Genomic DNA, 17626 nt, shown 5'->3' with positions numbered 1-17626 from the left:
TAAAATACCAATAGCCAAGGGTTAATTTCCGTTTCAAAAAGATTCAGCCGTATTTTATTGAAAAATCTGCGTATTTCGTCGATTCAGCGATTTCCGACCAGCGAATTCGTTAATGCGTGTGGACAAGTGGTATTTTTTTGGTATTGTTCTGGTATTGGAGGAACCGGGATGGCCGAAACGCGCACCGAAGCGCTTCACAAAAATGCCGAGGGGCTGGATATCCAGGCTCCGGACACCGTCCTTTCCTATTTGGCCGATGCGCAGATCGAAGCCGCCAAGGTCGTGCGCCACGCCATTCCATCCATCGCCAGGGCCGCCGAGATCATTGCCGGCAGGCTGAAGAGCGGCGGCAAGCTCGCCTACGCCGCAGCCGGCAGCTCAGGCCTGATGGCACTGGCCGATGCACTGGAGTTGCCGGGCACCTTCGGCATTCACCGCGACCGCATCGCCATCCTGATCGCCGGCGGCGACGACGCTTTCCGCACGCTGGCCGGAGGGCCGGAAGACGATACCGAGGAGGCTGCGGCAGCGGTTGCCGAGGCAGGCCTCGGCAAGGGCGACTGCCTGATCGCCATTTCCGCCAGTGGCACGACCCCCTATGCGGTGCGGGCCATCGAGGAGGCTGCCCGCCGTGGGGCTGCCACCATCGGCATCGCCAACAACCGGAACTCGGCTCTGCTGCGCCAGGCGCAAACCGCTATCCTGCTCGAAACGCCGCCGGAGCTGATCGCCGGCTCCACGCGCATGGGCGCCGGCACCGCCCAGAAGATCGCGCTCAACATGCTGTCGACGCTGACCGCAATCCATCTCGGCCATGTGCATGACGGCTACATGGTCAATCTCATGGCCGACAACATCAAGCTGCGCGACCGCGCGGCGCGCATCGTCGCCGCCGTCAGCGGGCGCGACACGGACGAGGCGGCCCGCCTGCTCGAGAAGAGCGGCGGCGCGGTCAAGACCGCCATTCTGCTCGCCGCCGGCGCCGACAGCACTGACGCGGCGCAGAAGATACTGGAAGAGGCCGGCCAGAAGCTGCGGCCGGCCCTTTCCGCGATAGAGGGGAGCAAAGGGCGCACTGCCTCCGTTCTCATCAAAACCGAACCTGAAAAAGGTCAACAGGGAGACTGAGCATGACAACGAAACTACTGACGGCACTGCTTTTGGGCACCAGCATTCTCGGCTCGGCCGGGGTTGCTTCTGCCGCAGACGTAACGCTCAACATCGAAAGCTGGCGCGGTGACGACCTTGCCATCTGGAAGGACAAGCTGATCCCGGCCTTCGAAGCCAAGAACCCGGGCATCAAGGTGGTGTTCGCGCCGTCGGCTCCGACCGAATATGACGCGGCGCTGGGCGCCAAGCTCGCCGCCGGTTCGGCGGGCGACCTGATCACCTGCCGCCCATTCGACAAGTCGCTCGAGCTGTTCAAGAAGGGCAACCTTGCCGACCTCTCGGCATTACCCGGCATGGAGAACTTCTCACCCGTCGCCAAATCCGCCTGGCAGACCGACGACGGCAAGGCGAGCTTCTGCGTGCCGATGGCCTCGGTCATCCACGGCTTCATCTACAACAAGGACGCCTTCGACAAGCTCGGCATCAAGGTGCCGGAGACCCGCGACGAGTTCTTCGCCGCGCTCGACAAGATCAAGGCCGACGGCACCTACATCCCGATGGCGATGGGCACCAAGGATCTCTGGGAAGCCGCGACCATGGGCTACCAGAACATCGGCCCCAACTACTGGAAGGGCGAGGACGGCCGCGCGGCGCTGATCAAGGGCGAGCAGAAGCTGACCGACAAGGACTGGGTCGCGCCCTATGAGGAACTGGCCAAGTGGAAGCCTTATCTCGGCGATGGCTTCGAGGCGCAGACCTATCCGGATAGCCAGAACCTGTTCACGCTCGGCCGCGCAGCCATCTTTCCGGCCGGCTCGTGGGAAATCGGCCTGTTCAACACCCAGGCGCAGTTCAAGATGGGCGCCTTCCCGCCGCCGGTCGAGAAGGCCGGCGACACCTGCTACATCTCCGACCATACCGATATCGGCATGGGCCTCAATGCGGCTTCGAAGAATGCCGATGCGGCCAAGACCTTCCTGTCCTGGGTCGCTTCGCCGGATTTCGCCACCATCTACGCCAACGCGCTGCCGGGCTTCTTCAGCCTGAACTCCTCGCCGGTGAAGATGGCAGACCCGCTGGCGCAGGAATTCGTCTCCTGGCGCGCCAAGTGCAAGCCTACGATCCGTTCGACCTACCAGATCCTGTCGCGCGGCACGCCGAACCTCGAGAACGAGACCTGGGTCGAATCGGCCAACGTCATCAACGGCACCGATACGCCGGAAGCTGCCGCCAAGAAGCTGCAGACCGGCCTCGACAGCTGGTACAAGCCGGCGAAGTAAGAGCTCAGGCAACGGAGCCGGCCGGGCGCACGCCTGGCCGGTTCCGGACCACCTCATTCACAGTGCACCTATTCAGATTGCGATTGTCGGCACCGCCTCCCGGCCTTACCCTCACTGTTGTGGGGAAGGCTAGCTGATCAGTCGCAGGCCTTTGTTCTTGCCGCATCGGGCAAGAGTGTTCGGGCCGTGCATCGAGGCATCATCTAGATCGATACCCTTTGGAACCGAGAGACGGCGGGGACCGAACTCATGGCCGCAGATATCAGACCGAAAAGACCGTTCCGCTGGCACATCGGCATCTTCTTGGCGCCGGCCGTGCTTGTCTACACGGCGATCATGATCCTGCCGCTCGCCGGCACGCTGCAGCTGTCGCTGTTCCGCAACATCGAGCAGCACCAGGTCTTCGTTGGGCTGCAAAACTTCCGCACCCTGTTCGGCGACCCCAACTGGTCGGTGGGTTTCTGGAACGCGCTCAGGAACAACACCTGGTTCTTCATCATCCACATGATCGTGCAAAACCCGATCGGCGTCATGCTGGCGGCGCTTCTGTCCAGCCCGAAACTCAGATTCGCGGCCTTCTACCGCACCGCGATCTTCGTTCCGACCATCCTGTCCTTCGTCATCGTCGGTTTCGCCTGGAAGCTGATCTTGTCGCCGCTGTGGGGCGTGGCGCCGCATCTGATGGATCTCGTCGGCCTCAAAGGCCTGTTCACGCCGTGGCTCGGCAAGGAGCAATATGCACTGACCGCACTCAGCCTGATCTCGGTGTGGCAGTTCGTCGGCATCCCGATGATGCTGATCTATGCCGCCCTGCTGTCGATCCCCGAAGAGGTGATCGAGGCCGCCGAATGCGATGGGATTACCGGCCTTTCACAGTTCTGGAAGATCAAGCTGCCGCTGATCCTGCCGTCGATCGGCATTATCTCGATCCTCACCTTCGTCGGCAATTTCAACGCCTTCGACCTGATCTACACCGCGCAAGGCGCGCTCGCCGGGCCGAACTATTCGACCGACATTCTCGGCACCTTCCTCTACCGCGCCTTCTTCGGCTTCCAGCTGCAGACCGGCGACCCCAATATGGGCGCGGCGATTGCCACGATGATGTTCCTGATCATCCTCGGCGGCGTCTGCGTCTACCTCTTCCTCGTCCAGACGCGCCTGCGTCGCTACCAGTTCTGAGGGGCGAGATGTCGAGCTTGAACACCCCCCTCTGGCCTGCCGGCCATCTCCCCCGCAAGGGGGGAGATTGGCAGCGTTGGCCTTGCCGGCCATCTTGCTGCGTTGGTGATTGGCGAAAGCAGTCGCGACATCCGATCTCCCCCCTTGCGGGGGAGATGTCCGGCAGGACAGAGGGGGGTGCCTTGGCGCCATTCCTTGGAAGTGTGCGTCAGGAGACCTCCCAATGAGCACCGCCACCCGTTCCGTGCCCCGCACCATCGGCGCCCACGCGATCCTGTTGACCTACACGGCGATCGCGCTGTTTCCGGTGATCCTCGTCATCATGAACTCGTTCAAGTCGCGCGCGGGCATCTTCGGCGCGCCGCTGACGCCGCCGACGCCCAAAACCTTCGACCTGATCGGCTACACGACGGTGATCGGCCAGGGCGACTTCATCCACTATTTCCAGAACAGCCTCGTCGTCACCGTCGCCTCGCTGTTCTTCGTGCTGTTGTTCGGCGCCATGGCGGCGTTCGCGCTGTCGGAATACCGCTTCCGCGGCAACTCGCTGATGGGGCTTTATCTGGCGCTCGGCATCATGATCCCGATCCGGCTGGGCACCGTCGCCATCCTGCAACTGATGGTGGCGAGCGGGCTGGTCAACACGCTGACGGCGCTGATCCTGGTCTACACCGCGCAGGGCCTGCCGCTTGCCGTCTTCATCCTGTCGGAATTCATGAAGCAGGTGTCCGACGATCTGAAGAATGCCGGCCGCATCGACGGCCTGTCGGAATACACCATCTTCTTCCGGCTGGTGCTGCCACTGGTCAGGCCCTCGATGGCGACCGTCGCCGTTTTCACCATGATCCCGATCTGGAACGATCTGTGGTTCCCGCTGATCCTGGCGCCGTCTGAAGAAACCAAGACGGTGACGCTCGGCGCGCAGCTGTTCCTCGGCCAGTTCGTCACCAATTGGAACGCCATCCTGGCAGCCCTGTCGCTGGCGATCATGCCGGTGCTGATCCTCTACGTCATCTTCTCGCGGCAGCTGATCCGCGGCATCACGTCCGGAGCCGTCAAGTGAACTCTGAAACACCTCTTCGCGTCGTCGTCGCCGGCCTCGGCAATATGGGCCGCAGCCATGCGCTGGCCTATCATAGCAATCCGGGCTTCCAGATCGCGGCGCTGATCAACCGCTCGGACGTGCCGTTGCCGGACGGGCTGTCGGGCTATGCCATCAGGCGCTCCTTCGACGAGGCGCTGCGCGACGAAAAGCCTGATGTCGCTTGCATCGCCACCTATTCCGACAGCCATGCCGACTATGCGGTGAGGGCGTTCGAAGCCGGTTGCCATGTCTTCGTCGAGAAGCCGCTGGCAACGACCGTGGCCGATGCCAAGCGCGTCGTCGCGGCGGCCAAGGCCAATGGCAAGAAGCTGGTGATCGGCTACATCCTGCGCCATCACCCGTCCTGGATCAGGCTGATCGCCGAAGCGCGCAAGCTCGGCGGCCCCTACGTCTTCCGCATGAACCTCAACCAGCAATCCTCAGGCCACACCTGGGAGACGCACAAGCAGTTGATGCAGACGACGTCGCCGATCGTCGATTGCGGCGTGCACTATCTCGACGTCATGCTGCAGATCACCGACGCCAGGCCGGTCGAGGTGCGCGGCATGGGCGTGCGGCTGACCGAGGAGGTGGCGGCCTCGATGTACAATTACGGCCATTTGCAGGTGCTGTTCGACGACGGCTCGGTCGGCTGGTACGAAGCCGGCTGGGGGCCGATGATTTCGGAAACGGCGTTCTTTGTGAAGGACGTCATCTCGCCCAATGGCTGCGTGTCGATCGTCATGAAGGAAGGTGTGAAGTCCGACGACATCGACACCCACACCAAGACCTCGACCATTCGCCTGCACAGCGCCGCGACCGGCGCGGACGGCAAGTTTCTCAAGGCCGACGAAATGCTGTCGATGGAAGGCGAGCCCGGCCACCAGGACCTCTGCGACCTCGAACAGGCCTTCATGCTGAAGGCGATCCGCGAGGATCTGGATCTCACCAAACACATGGACGACGCGGTCAGATCGCTCGCGGTCTGCCTTGCAGCCGACGAGAGCGTGCGCAGTGGAAAGGCGGTGCGATTGTGACCGCAGAATTGTCGTCAGGGGGTGCCCTGGCGCCCACATTCCAATTTGGAGGACTGCCGTGGGCTCGCTGAACATTGAGAACGTGAAGAAGGCCTTCGGGCCGGTCGAGGTGCTGAAGGGCATCAACCTCGAAGTGAACGACGGCGAGTTCGTCGTCTTCGTCGGCCCGTCCGGCTGCGGCAAGTCGACCTTGCTCAGAGTCATTGCCGGACTGGAGGATTCGACCTCGGGCCGTGTGGTGATCGACGGCGCGGACGTCTCCGCCACGCCGCCGGCCAAGCGCGGCATCGCCATGGTGTTCCAGACCTATGCGCTCTACCCGCATCTGACGGTGAAGAACAATATGGGCCTTGGCCTCAAGCAGGCAGGAACGCCGGCGGCCGAAATCGAGCGCCGCATTGGCATCGCCTCCTCGATGCTGTCGCTGGAGCCCTATCTCGCGAGGCGGCCGGCCGAACTGTCCGGCGGCCAGCGCCAACGCGTCGCCATCGGCCGCGCCGTGGTGCGCGAGCCAAAGCTTTTTCTCTTCGACGAGCCGCTTTCGAACCTCGATGCGGCACTGCGCGTCAACACGCGGCTGGAGATCGCGCAGCTGCATCGCCGGCTGAAGGCGACGATGATCTACGTCACCCACGACCAGGTCGAGGCGATGACGCTGGCCGACAAGATCGTGGTGCTCAACGCAGGGAAAATCGAGCAGATCGGTGGCCCGATGGAGCTCTACAATTCGCCGGAAAATGAGTTTGTCGCCGGGTTCATCGGCTCACCGAAAATGAATTTCGTCGACGGCGCCAGGCTTGGCGAAACCGCCAAGACCATCGGCGTGCGGCCGGAACATTTGACCGTCGATCCGAAGTCAGGCGCCTGGAAGGGAACGGTGGTGCACGCCGAGCACCTCGGCGCCGACACCAATCTGTATCTCGATTGCGAGAAGGCGGGGCTGATTACCGTGCGCATTTTCGGCGTCTATGATGCAGAGCCGGGTGCGACGCTCTATGCGACGCCGGATCCGGCGAAGACATATAGGTTTGGGGCTGATGGGAAGGTGCTAAAGTAGGCGGGCGCAGCCCCCTCACCCAGCCTCCACTTCGCTCGGCTGACCTCTCCCCGAGGGGAGAGGAGATTGTCAGCGCCGACGCTCACTTCTTCTCCCCAGCGGGGAGAAGGTGGCCGCGAAGCGGCCGGATGAGGGGGCAGCGCAACCTCTATACGTCCGCCTTGAACGTCTGCTTTTGCTGGCCCAGCCCTTCGATGCCCAGTGCAACCACATCGCCTGCCTTCAGGAACACCGGCGGCTTCATGCCGAGGCCGACGCCGGGCGGCGTGCCGGTGGAGATGATGTCGCCGGGGTGCAGCGACATGAACTGGCTGAGATAGGAAACCAGATACTTGACGCCATAGACCATGGTCTTGGTCGAGCCGTTCTGCATCGTCTTGCCGTTGACGGTCAGCCACATTTTGAGGTTCTGCGGGTCGGCTACCTCGTCCTTGGTCACCAGCCATGGGCCGGTCGGGCCGAACGTGTCGCAGGACTTGCCTTTGGTCCACTGGCCCTGGCGCTCGGCCTGGAAGGCGCGTTCGGAGACGTCGTGGGCAACGCTATAGCCGGCAACATAGTCGAGCGCATCGGCCTCGCTGACATATTTGGCGGTTTTGCCGATGATCACGGCCAGTTCGACTTCCCAGTCGGTCTTCTCCGAGCCGCGGGGGATCAACACGTCGTCATCCGGCCCGACAATGGCCGAGCTTGCCTTCATGAAAATGATCGGCTCCGGCGGCACGGTGGCGCCGGTTTCGGCGGCATGGTCGGAATAGTTGAGGCCGATGCAGATGAACTTGCCGGTGCCGGCAACGCAGGCGCCGAGGCGCGGGCTGCCGGAAACCGCTGGCAGCGACTTCGGATCGAGCTTGGCGAGTGCCGCCAGCGATGCCGGATCGAGCGTCTTGCCGCCGATATCGGTAACGTGAGCGGAGAGATCACGGATCGTTCCATCCGCATCGAGCAGGCCGGGACGTTCGCTTCCCACCTCGCCATAGCGCAGCAGTTTCATCTAAATTCTTCTCCTGATTGCGGCCTCGTGGCCTTTTGCAAACTTTCCGCCAAGGCGATTGCGCCTTCGCGGAACCGGCGGACCGTACCCATCGACCTGACTACGGACAAGCGCGATCGCCATGCAAGATAGCGGCGCGCGGGATTTTCAGACTCTTCGATCCCCTGTCAAACGCCGGGAAAGGGCCAAATCGTCCGGCTCGCGCAAGATTTCCGCAGTCAGATCGACCAGCCGCCGTCGATATTGTACGCCTGCCCTGACGTATAGGTGGCGCCGGCCAGATAGACGGCGAGATCCGCGATCTCCTCCGGCGTGCCAAGCCGGCCCATCGGCTGGCGGGCGATGAAGGCGGCGCGGGCGGCATCGTAGTCGCCTTGCGCGTGCATGCGGTCCTGCAGCGACGGGCTCTCGACCGTGCCGGGGCAAATGGCGTTGCAGCGTATGCCCTTGCCAACATAGTCGGCGGCGATCGCCTTGGTCAGGCCGATGACGGCGGCCTTGGTCAGGCCGTAGACGAAGCGGTTGGGCACGCCCTTGGTCGAACTGGCCAGCGAGGCCATGTTGATGATCGATCCGTCGCCGCGTTCCAGCATGCCGGGCAGCACGGCCCGGCTGGTGCGGATCATGGCGCGAACATTGAGGTTCAGCGCGAAATCGAGGTCGCCGTCCTTCATCTCAAGGATCGAGCCCGAATGGACAAAACCGGCGCAGTTGAACAGCACGTCGACGACACCGATCTCGGCGAAGGCGGCGTTGACGGCTTCGTCGTTGAGTACGTCCAGCTTGCGGGTCTTGATCCCCGGCGTCTTGGCGAGCTCCGCCAGCAGTGCCTCGTTGATGTCGGTGGCGTAGACGGTGGCGCCAGCTTTTGCGAAAGCCAGCGCGCTCGCCTTGCCGATGCCTTGCGCCGCTGCCGTGACGACAACGACCTTGCCTGCCAGATCAGCCATACTGTTCTCCTCGTCCGCTAGGGATAGTCCGGGTCTAATCCGCGGCTGGCCAAGGCGTCATGTGCCAGTCGCGCATGATCGTGCAGCCTGCGCCGTTGATCGTTCACTGATAAAGATGTTTTTTCTCGTTAAAGAACATCTGTCCATGCGTCAACCCCGAACACGATCTCTACCGCGCCGGGGGGAGATCAAAGCGCGCGACGCGCTTTGGCTCTTTGCCTTTATATATGTCGTTGCCCCAAAACCGCTGCGCACTTTTGGGCGACATACATTAATCGCCGTAAGGCACCCAGACATTCTTGACCTCGACGGCGCGGCGCAGGAAGGCGTCGCCGGCGGCTTCGTCGGATGCCCAGTCGATGCCGCGGCCATTGCCGCTCCAGACGCGCTTGAGGTTGCCGATGGACTCGGCCTCCGCCTTGGCGCAGGTCTCTGCATCGGCGAACACCCAGAGCCCGTCGACATCGTCATGCTTGGCCAGCACGCCGGCGAGTTCGGAGCTGCGGCCGGTGACGATGTTGATGGCGCCTGAGGGAATGTCGGAATATTCGATGACCTGGTAGAGATCGGTGGCCAGCAGCGGATAGCGCTCCGAAGGCACCGCGACCACGGTGTTGCCCATGGCCAGCGCCGGTGCGACCAGCGAGATCAGGCCGAGCAGCGGCGAGCTGTCGGGGGCGACGATGCCGACGACGCCGACCGGTTCATGAAGCGCCAGCGTCACGGCACGCGCCGGCGGCTGGTGCACGCGGCCCTCGAACTTGTCGGCTAGGCCGGCATAGAGGAACAGCCGTTCGATGGATTGTTCTACCTCTTCCCGCGCGGCCTTGGGCGTAGCGCCGGTCAATTCGGTGAGACGGGCGGCGAACTCGCCGGCACGGCCGGAAAGATTCTCGGCCAAATAATAGAGCACCTGGGACCTGTTATAGGCGGTCGCCTCCGGCCAGGCCTTGGCACCGCGGGCGGCAGAGACGGCATCGCGGATATCCTTGCGGCTGCCGAGCCCAACCTCGCCGGCAAGCTTGCCCTTGGCGGTGGCGACAGCCAGCGAATAATTGCCGTCCGGCCGTACCTGCTTGCCGCCGATGAACAGCTTAGCCGTGCGGTCGATTGCCGAGCCGTCGGCCTGCTCGACCGGCTGTGCGGAGGTCGTCGCCGGCTTGATGATCTGGCCGAGCGGCAGCTTCGCCGTGAGATATTCGAACATGCCCTCGCGCCCGCCTTCGCGACCGAAACCGCTCTCGCGGTAGCCGCCGAAGCCACAGGCGGCGTCGAACATGTTGGTGCCGTTGACCCAGACCACGCCGGCCTTCAATTGCGGCGCGACGTGCAGGGCAAGGTTGACGTTCTCGCTCCACACCGAGGCGGCGAGGCCATAGCGCGTGTTGTTGGCAAGCTCGATCGCTTCCTCGGTGTTGCGGAAGGTCATGGTCGCCAGAACAGGGCCGAACACCTCTTCTTGCGCCAATATGTTAGCCGGCGAAACACCTGTGGCGAGCGTCGGCAGATGGTAGTAGCCGGAAGACGGCAGCGCCGCATCCGGCTGCCAGCAGACGGCGCCCTGCCTGGCACCTTCGGCGACCAGGCCCTTGACGCGCTCGAGCTGTGTGGCGTCGACCAGCGGGCCGATATCGGTGTTCTTGTCGAGCGGGCTGCCGACGCGCAGCCGGCTCATCCGCGTCTTGACCTTGGCGATCAGGGCGTCGGCGATGCCTTCCTGGACCAGCAGTCGCGAACCGGCGCAGCAGACCTGGCCCTGGTTGAACCAGATACCGTCGACCAGGCCTTCGACGGCGCTGTCGAGATCGGCATCCTCGAAGACGATGAAGGCCGACTTGCCACCAAGCTCCAGCGACAGTTTCTTGCCCGAGCCGGCGGTCGCCTTGCGAATGATCTTGCCGACCTCGGAAGAGCCGGTGAAAGCGATCTTCTGGATGCCGGGGTGGTTGACGATGGCCGCACCAGCCCCAGGCCCGCCCTGGACGATGTTGACGACGCCTTTCGGTACGCCGGCGCGCTCACAGATCTCGGCGAACAGGATTGATGTCAGCGGTGTGAACTCGGCTGGTTTCAGCACCACGGTGCAACCTGCGGCGAGGGCCGGCGCGATCTTCCAGGCAAGCATCAGCAGCGGAAAATTCCACGGAATGATCTGGCCGACCACGCCGACACCCTTGTGGCCGGGGAAATCCCTGTCCAGCGCCTGCGCCCAACCGGCATGGTGGATGAAATGGCGGATGGCCAGCGGCACGTCGATGTCGCGGCTTTCGCGGATCGGCTTGCCATTGTCGATTGTCTCAAGCACCGCGAACAGGCGCTGGTGGCGCTGCATGGCGCGGCCGATGGCATAAAGCACCTTGGCGCGCTGATAGCCCGAGGCTGCCGACCACTTCGGCAGCGCCTTGGTGGCCGCCGCAACCGCCGCGTCGATGTCGACGGCATTGGCGTCGGATATCTTGGCCAGCAGCTTGCCGGAAGACGGCTCGCTGGTTTCGAAAGTCTTGCCGCCGGACGCGGCTTTCCAGTCGCCGCCGATGAACAGCGCCTTGGAGAAGTCGCGCGCGGCAAGCCACGCATCGGCCTCGTTGCGGGCTTCCGGCGCCGGGCCGTATTCCATGGCGTGGTAGCGGTCGAGAATGTTCATTGGGCGCCTCCTTCACCCCTCCCACTTGTGGGAGGGTCGATCGGCTTGCCGATCGGGGTGGGGGTAAATCTCTCAAGCCATCGCGTGGCGATGATTGGCCGAATAGTGTCCGGTCAGATGGTGCTCGAGCTGGCGCTCGATGTCGGTCAAGAGGCTCGACGCACCGAAGCGGAACAGGTCCGGCTCCAGCCATGGGCGGCCGAGTTCTTCCTTCATCAGCACCAGCCAGTCGAGTGAGGCCTTGGCCGTGGAAATGCCGCCGGCCGGCTTGAAGCCGATGAGATAGCCGGTTTCCTCGAAATAGGCCCTGATGGCGCGCACCATGGCGAGGCCGACGGGCAGCGTCGCATTGACGCTTTCCTTGCCGGTCGAGGTCTTGATGAAGTCGGCGCCTGCCATCATCGCTACCATCGAGGCCAGCATGACATTGCGCAGCGTGGCGAGGTCGCCGGTGCCGAGGATGACCTTCAGATGCGCGTCACCGCAAGCGGCGCGCATCGAGACGATCTCATTGTATAGCTCGCGCCATTTGGCGCCGAACACCAGCCCGCGTGGAATGACCACGTCGATCTCGTCGGCGCCGTCGCGGACCGAGGCTTCGATTTCCTGCAGGCGGGTCGACAGGGGTGCCAGACCATGCGGGAAGGCGGTGGAGACGGCGGCGACATGGATGCCGGCGCCGCGCACGGCATCGACGGCGGTGGTGACGAAGGGATGGTAGACGCAGACGGCGGCCGGGCGGATGGTTTCACCTGATATGCCCAGGCCCTCGACGATGTCGCGGCGGAACGGATTGATCGCCTTGGCGCAGAGCCGGCGCACGCGCTCCTCGGTGTCGTTGGAATTCAGCGTCGTCAGATCCATGCAGGAGACGGCCTTTAGCAGCCAGGCGGCCTGGTTGTCGGCCTTGATCGAGCGCCGCTTGGTCAGGCTGGCGACGCGCCGTTCCAGCGCCGAGCGGTTGACGCTGCGCACCGATTCCATGAAGCCGAGATCGAGCTTCATGCCGGGATTGCGCGCAATGCGATGGTCCGGTGGAACGGCTGTGTTGGCGGCGGCACGCGCCGGCAGCGGCGTCACCTTGGACGAGCCGATATCGGCTTCTCGGATTGTGCTGCTCATCTACTGCCCTTTCATTCAGCGACGTGTGCCGAAGATAGCCCGCGAAGTCGTACTTCACGAGTCCTGCAGACGGTGATAGCCGAAAAAGGCGGCGAAAGCAGCAGTTTTTGACCGCGCGGTCAAAAACGCAGACTTCGAGATGTTAGGTGCGGCTCAGCCGACGAAAGCGCGCTCGACCACGAAGGTCGCCGGGTGGCTCAGCGAACCTTCCTCGAAGCCGAGGCTTTCGGCCAGTTCCTTGACGTCCTTCAGCATATGCATCGAGCCGCAGATCATGATGCGGTCGGTTTCCGGGCTGAGCTTGTCGATGCCGAGATCGCTGTAGAACTTGCCGGAGCCGATCAGCGCGGTGATGCGGCCCATGCGTGCCGACTCTTCGCGGGTCGTCGAATTGTAGAGCGTGACGCGCCCAGTGGTCAGTTCACCGATCAGCGGGTCGCTTTCCAACGCCGCGACCAGCTCCTGGCCGTAGGTGAGTTCCGCATTGTCGCGGCAGGTATGGGTCAGGACCAGCTGATCGAATTTGTCGTAGGTATCAGGGTCGCGCAGCAGGCTGGCGAAAGGCGCGATGCCGGTGCCGGTCGAGATCATGAACAGCCGCTTGGCCGGCGTCAGCGCGTCGACCACCAGCGTGCCGGTCGACTTCTGGCGCATGATGACCGTGTCGCCGACCTGGATCTTCTGCAGCTCGGAGGTCAGCGGACCGTCCGGCACCTTGATCGAGAAGAATTCCAGCTCCTCGTCCCAGGCCGGGCTTGCCACCGAATAGGCGCGGTACACCGGCTTCTCGGCATTGGGCAGGCCGATCATGACGAACTCGCCGGAACGGAAGCGCAGCGACTGCGGACGGGTGATGCGGAACGAGAACAGCCGGTCGGTATAGTGCTTCACCGAGACGACGGTTTCGGCATAGACGTTGGCCGGAATCGGGAACTGCAGCGGTCGGGCGCCGACGGTGTTGAGAGCGGATGTGGTGTTCATCAAATCCAACCTTCTGGCCCAACCGTGGACGCGGGCGCCAAACTTTCACCTGCACGCCCGGACCATTCAGATCCCGGCGGGCTGTTCGCACACTCCAAAGCGGCAAGCTCTTGTGTCCGGAATTTATTAGTATACAAACGATATTTGCGTCAAGATGCTCCCTTAAAACAGCTTTCCAAACTGGCGCATATCCGTAGTCCGCGCATTTCGGGTTTCGACGATGGAAGAGAATATTTCGGCGCAAGCGAGCAATTCCCGGGGAAATGTCGTCGCCGGTATCGATGTCGGTGGCACCTTCACCGACCTGCTCCTGATCGACGGAAGCGACGGCGGCCGGGTGTATCTGGCCAAGACGCCGACCACGGTGGACAACCAGGCTTTCGGTGTCGTTTCGGCACTCGGCGCCACCGGATTTGCCATCGATAGCATCGACCTCATCGTGCATGGCACGACCACCACCACCAATGCGGTGCTGGAACGCCGGTTGGCGAAAACCGGCATGATCACCACGCGCGGCTTTCGCGACGTGATCGAGCTGGGCCGGCGCACGCGGCCGCAGGCCTATGGCATGACCGGCAGCTTCGTACCGATCATTCCGCGCAATCTCAGGCTCGAAGTCTCGGAGCGTGTCGAAGCGTCGGGCGCGGTGCGCACGCCGCTCGACGAGGCCGAGATGCGCGACGCCGTGCAGACGCTGATCGCGGCCGGTTGCGAATCCCTCGTCATTCATTTCCTGCATTCCTACGCCAATCCGGCGCATGAGCGGCGCGCCGCCGAAATTGCCGCCGAGCTCTGGCCGAACCGCTACATCACGGCAGGCCACGCGCTGCTGTCGGAAGCGCGCGAATTCGAACGCGGCGTGACCGCTTCGGTCAACGCCTCCGTGCAGCCGATCCTCGAGCGCTACGTCGAGCGGCTGCGCAAGGAATTGGGCGCGAAAGGCTATGCCCGCGACTTCCTGATCATGAATGGCAATGGCGGCATGATCTCGGCCCGCTTCGTCACACGTGAATCGGCCAAGACGGTTATGTCCGGCCCGGCCTCCGGCGTCATCGCCGCCGCCTATACCGGAAAACGCGCCGGCTTCGAAAACCTCGTCACCTATGACATGGGCGGCACCTCGACCGACGTGGCGCTGATCCGCAATGCCGAGCCGGCAGTCTCGAACGAGATCGAGATCGAATATGCGATGCCGATCCATGTGCCGATGGTGGCGGTGCACACGGTCGGCGCCGGCGGCGGCTCGATCGCCCGCGTCGATGCGGCCGGCCTGATCCAGATCGGTCCGGAAAGTGCCGGCGCCAATCCCGGCCCGATCTGCTACGGACGTGGCGGCCTCGAGCCAACCATTACCGACGCCAATCTGGTGCTCGGCCGGCTGGCGCCGAAGAAGCTGCTGGCGGTCCAAAATCCCGTCACATCAGAGCGCGTCACCAGCATTTTCGAGGACAAGATCGGCAAGGCGACCGGCCTGTCCGGCGTCGAGGCGGCGGGCGCGGTGCTGCGGCTCGGCAACATGAAGATGGCCGGCGCCATCCGCATGGTCTCGGTGTCGCGCGGCCATGACCCTCGTGATTTCGCGCTGTTCGCCTTTGGCGGCGCCGGCCCGCTGCATGCGACCGCCCTGGCGCGCGAACTCGGCCTGCCCAAGGTGCTGGTGCCGGCGCGTCCGGGCATCACCAACGCACTCGGCTGCGTCGTCGCCGACCTGCGCCATGACTTCGTCAACACCATCAACCAGCCGGTGGCGGTGCTCGACGAAAAACAGCTTCATACTGTATTGGAACGCCACCGAAACGAAGGTGAAGAGCTGATCGGCAAGGAAGCGGTGAAGCCGGAGACGATCCGCGTTACCCACTCCGCCGACATGCAGTTCGTCGGTCAGACCCACATCATCAACGTGCCGCTGCCGTCCTCATCGGTGACGCGGGCAACACTGCAGCAGCTTTTCGAAAAGGCCTATTTCGCCCGCTTCAAGGTCGAACTGCCGGAAATCCGCGCCAACCTCGTCAATCTCAACACGTCGGTGACCGGCGTGCGTCCGGCGATCGATCTGTCGCGGCTGATCGATCCGGCGGGGCGCGCAACAACGCTGGATGAGGCAAGGCGCGAAATCCGGCCGGTCTGGTATGGCGGGCGCTGGCACGACACGCCGGTATATGCGCGCGAAAAACTGCCGCTTGACGCTGAAATCGAAGGGCCGGCGATCCTCGAACAGATGGACGCCACCACCGTGCTCGAGCCCGGCGACCGCGCACGCTGCGACGCCGACGGCAACATCATCATCGACATCGGCGAGGCCTGAGATGTCTGACATTGACATGGCAAAACTCGACGCCATCACGCTTTCGGTTCTCCAGGCCGCCTTGCAGCAGGTCTGCGACGAGATGGACCTTACGTTCTCTCGCGCCGCTTTCTCGCCTGTCATCGCCGAGGCCAACGACCGTTCCGACGGCATCTATTCGGCTGTCGATGGTTCGCTGATCGCGCAAGGCTCGCAGGGCCTGCCGGTATTTGTCGGCGTCATGCAATATTCGACCAGGACGGTGATCGAGATGATCGCCGACGGCCGTTGCCTGCCGCCGGAACCAGGCGACATCTACATCGTCAACGACCCCTATCTCGGCGGCACCCATCTGATGGATGTGCGCTTCGCCATGCCGGTCTACCGGGCGGGAAAAATCTTCTGCTGGCTGTCCAACACCGGCCACTGGCCAGACATTGGCGGCTCGGTGCCGGGCGGGTTTTCGGCCTCCGCGACCGCAGTCGAGCAGGAAGGTCTGCGGCTGCCGCCGGTAAAACTGTTCAAGAAGGGCGTGCTCGATCCGGAGATCTACGCCATCATCTGCTCCAACATCCGTGTCGCCGACCAGCGCATCGGCGACATCAGGGCCCAGGCCGCCGCACTGCTGATCGGCCAGGACCGGCTTAACGGAATCCTGGATCGTTACGGTGACGAAACCGTTGTCGAGGCGATCGCCGAACTGCGCCGCCGCGCGGCCGAGCAGATGCGCGCCAACATCTCAGCCATTCCCGACGGCACTTACCATTCCAAGGCGTTTGTCGATTCCGACGGGGTGGTCAACGAGCCGCTGACCATTGCGCTCGCCGTCGAGAAAAAAGGCAATACGCTGACCTTCGATTTCACCGGCTCGTCCAAGCCGTGCGCCGGGCCGATGAACAGCGTGCTGGCGACGACTTTGTCCTCGGTCTATCTCGCCATGCGCCACATTTTCCCCGATGTGCCGATCAGCGCCGGCGCGTTCGAACCGCTTGAAGTCAAGCGGCCGGAAGGCACTTTCCTCGACGCCAGATATCCGCGACCGGTCTCGGGTTGCGCGGCCGAAGTGTCGCAGCGCATCGCCGAGGCGGTGTTCGCGGCGATGGTGCAGGCGCTGCCCGACAAGGTGACGGCGGCGCCCGCCGGCTCCAGCGGCAATTTCGCGCTCGGCGGCAATGACCCGGCGCGCGGCCGCGATTACGTCATGTACCAGATCTCCGGCGGCGGTTACGGCGGCAATTCAGGCCATGACGGGCTGACCAATGGCTGCTCGACCATCGGCATTTCTAAATCGCCGCCGGTCGAGATCATGGAACAGGCATTCCCGGTGCTCTACCGTCATTATGCCCTGCGCGAAGGCTCAGGCGGCGCCGGCAAGCATCGCGGCGGTTTCGGCCTCGCCTATGAGGTTGAAATCCTGCGCGGCGACGCCCGTGCTTCTTTCGTCATGGATCACGGCCGTTTCGGCCCCCAAGGCGCACTCGGCGGCAAGGACGGCGCGGTCAACATGGTGACCGTCTTCCGCAATGGCGAGGAACATGTGCCGCTGCACCTTTCGAAGGAGCAGGACATTGCGCTCAAGGCCGGCGACCGCGTGCGCGTCGGCACGCCGGGCGGCGGCGGCTACGGCGATCCGCTGCAGCGCGATCCGGATCTGGTGCTGCGCGACGTGGCGCTGGGGTACTACACATCAGAGGAAGCCACCGAAAAGTTTGGCGTTGTCCTCTCGGCCGGGGAGTTGGCCATCGACCGGGCGGCGACCAACAAGCAGCGCGCCGGGTAACGCACCACCGATCGCCTGGCCTGGATCGCCCGCCGCGCCGCGATCGCCGCAGCGCATGTCGTTTCCGTCTCCGCCACACGCCCGGAAGACCGTAGACTTCCCGCTTTCAACGGGGAACTCGAAC

13 protein-coding genes are annotated in these 17626 nt (G+C 63.6%); 8 read left to right on the top strand and 5 right to left on the bottom strand.

Annotation, left to right across the window (positions count from 1 at the left end; genetic code table 11):
* Positions 1-168 precede the first annotated feature (168 nt).
* The 6 genes from NKJ37_RS16220 to NKJ37_RS16195 all read left to right on the top strand — a co-directional run bounded on the left by NKJ37_RS16220 (position 169) and on the right by NKJ37_RS16195 (position 6747).
* The gene (locus NKJ37_RS16220; protein ID WP_352440653.1) at positions 169-1128 is read left to right on the top strand and encodes an N-acetylmuramic acid 6-phosphate etherase; all 960 of its coding nucleotides are present in this window, start codon (positions 169-171) and stop codon (positions 1126-1128) included.
* A 2-nt stretch (positions 1129-1130) separates the two neighbouring features.
* Complete coding sequence (locus NKJ37_RS16215) at positions 1131-2390, top strand: ABC transporter substrate-binding protein (RefSeq protein WP_352774332.1); 1260 nt, start codon at positions 1131-1133, stop codon at positions 2388-2390.
* Between the two features lie 249 nt (positions 2391-2639).
* Positions 2640-3569, top strand: a complete 930-nt coding sequence (locus NKJ37_RS16210) for a carbohydrate ABC transporter permease (protein ID WP_352774330.1) — start codon at positions 2640-2642, stop codon at positions 3567-3569.
* A 223-nt stretch (positions 3570-3792) separates the two neighbouring features.
* Positions 3793-4632, top strand: a complete 840-nt coding sequence (locus tag NKJ37_RS16205; protein WP_127380895.1) for a carbohydrate ABC transporter permease — start codon at positions 3793-3795, stop codon at positions 4630-4632.
* A complete protein-coding gene (locus tag NKJ37_RS16200) occupies positions 4629-5690 on the top strand; it encodes a Gfo/Idh/MocA family protein (RefSeq protein ID WP_352440650.1) in 1062 nt (353 codons plus the stop codon). The genes NKJ37_RS16205 and NKJ37_RS16200 overlap by 4 nt, the downstream gene beginning before the upstream one ends.
* 58 nt (positions 5691-5748) lie before the next feature.
* A complete protein-coding gene (locus NKJ37_RS16195) occupies positions 5749-6747 on the top strand; it encodes an ABC transporter ATP-binding protein (protein ID WP_352774328.1) in 999 nt (332 codons plus the stop codon).
* Between the two features lie 148 nt (positions 6748-6895).
* On the opposite strand, the gene NKJ37_RS16190 is transcribed toward NKJ37_RS16195, so the two are convergent.
* The 5 genes from NKJ37_RS16190 to NKJ37_RS16170 form a co-directional block, all read right to left on the bottom strand.
* On the bottom strand, positions 6896-7741 hold the full coding sequence (locus NKJ37_RS16190) for a fumarylacetoacetate hydrolase family protein (RefSeq protein ID WP_352440648.1): 846 nt from the start codon (positions 7739-7741) through the stop codon (positions 6896-6898).
* 218 nt (positions 7742-7959) lie between these two features.
* A complete protein-coding gene (locus NKJ37_RS16185) occupies positions 7960-8691 on the bottom strand; it encodes an SDR family oxidoreductase (protein WP_352440647.1) in 732 nt (243 codons plus the stop codon).
* A 271-nt stretch (positions 8692-8962) separates the two neighbouring features.
* Entirely contained in the window at positions 8963-11335 is a 2373-nt protein-coding gene (locus tag NKJ37_RS16180; RefSeq protein ID WP_352774326.1) for an aldehyde dehydrogenase family protein, read from the bottom strand.
* 72 nt (positions 11336-11407) lie between these two features.
* Positions 11408-12457: a deoxyribose-phosphate aldolase gene (deoC, locus tag NKJ37_RS16175; RefSeq protein ID WP_352628937.1), complete on the bottom strand. Its 1050-nt coding sequence runs from the start codon at positions 12455-12457 to the stop codon at positions 11408-11410.
* A gap of 153 nt (positions 12458-12610) precedes the next feature.
* Positions 12611-13438 carry a ferredoxin--NADP reductase gene (locus NKJ37_RS16170; protein ID WP_127294708.1) on the bottom strand — a complete coding sequence of 276 codons (828 nt, stop codon included), beginning with the start codon at positions 13436-13438 and terminating at the stop codon, positions 12611-12613.
* 220 nt (positions 13439-13658) lie between these two features.
* Here NKJ37_RS16170 and NKJ37_RS16165 point away from each other — a divergent pair, with 220 nt between their 5' ends.
* Positions 13659-15743, top strand: coding sequence for a hydantoinase/oxoprolinase family protein (locus NKJ37_RS16165; protein ID WP_352774325.1), 2085 nt, complete (start codon positions 13659-13661; stop codon positions 15741-15743).
* Between the two features lie 16 nt (positions 15744-15759).
* Positions 15760-17502, top strand: coding sequence for a hydantoinase B/oxoprolinase family protein (locus NKJ37_RS16160; protein ID WP_352774381.1), 1743 nt, complete (start codon positions 15760-15762; stop codon positions 17500-17502).
* The last annotated feature ends 124 nt before the right edge of the window (positions 17503-17626 follow it).

The organism is Mesorhizobium sp. M0140 (genome assembly GCF_040322475.1).
Classification (GTDB): domain Bacteria; phylum Pseudomonadota; class Alphaproteobacteria; order Rhizobiales; family Rhizobiaceae; genus Mesorhizobium.
Note: the sequence above shows the minus strand (reverse complement) of the source record. Positions and strands in the feature narration are given on the sequence as shown.

Bases quoted from the DNA above. Each gene is read 5' to 3' on its own strand.
- NKJ37_RS16220 (WP_352440653.1), top strand. From the start codon at position 169: ATGGCCGAAACGCGCACCGAAGCGCTTCACAAAAATGCCGAGGGGCTG.
- NKJ37_RS16215 (WP_352774332.1), top strand. From the start codon at position 1,131: ATGACAACGAAACTACTGACGGCACTGCTTTTGGGCACCAGCATTCTC.
- NKJ37_RS16210 (WP_352774330.1), top strand. From the start codon at position 2,640: ATGGCCGCAGATATCAGACCGAAAAGACCGTTCCGCTGGCACATCGGC.
- NKJ37_RS16205 (WP_127380895.1), top strand. From the start codon at position 3,793: ATGAGCACCGCCACCCGTTCCGTGCCCCGCACCATCGGCGCCCACGCG.
- NKJ37_RS16190 (WP_352440648.1), bottom strand. From the start codon at position 7,741: ATGAAACTGCTGCGCTATGGCGAGGTGGGAAGCGAACGTCCCGGCCTG.
- NKJ37_RS16185 (WP_352440647.1), bottom strand. From the start codon at position 8,691: ATGGCTGATCTGGCAGGCAAGGTCGTTGTCGTCACGGCAGCGGCGCAA.
- NKJ37_RS16180 (WP_352774326.1), bottom strand. From the start codon at position 11,335: ATGAACATTCTCGACCGCTACCACGCCATGGAATACGGCCCGGCGCCG.
- deoC (WP_352628937.1), bottom strand. From the start codon at position 12,457: ATGAGCAGCACAATCCGAGAAGCCGATATCGGCTCGTCCAAGGTGACG.
- NKJ37_RS16170 (WP_127294708.1), bottom strand. From the start codon at position 13,438: ATGAACACCACATCCGCTCTCAACACCGTCGGCGCCCGACCGCTGCAG.
- NKJ37_RS16165 (WP_352774325.1), top strand. From the start codon at position 13,659: ATGGAAGAGAATATTTCGGCGCAAGCGAGCAATTCCCGGGGAAATGTC.
- NKJ37_RS16160 (WP_352774381.1), top strand. From the start codon at position 15,760: ATGGCAAAACTCGACGCCATCACGCTTTCGGTTCTCCAGGCCGCCTTG.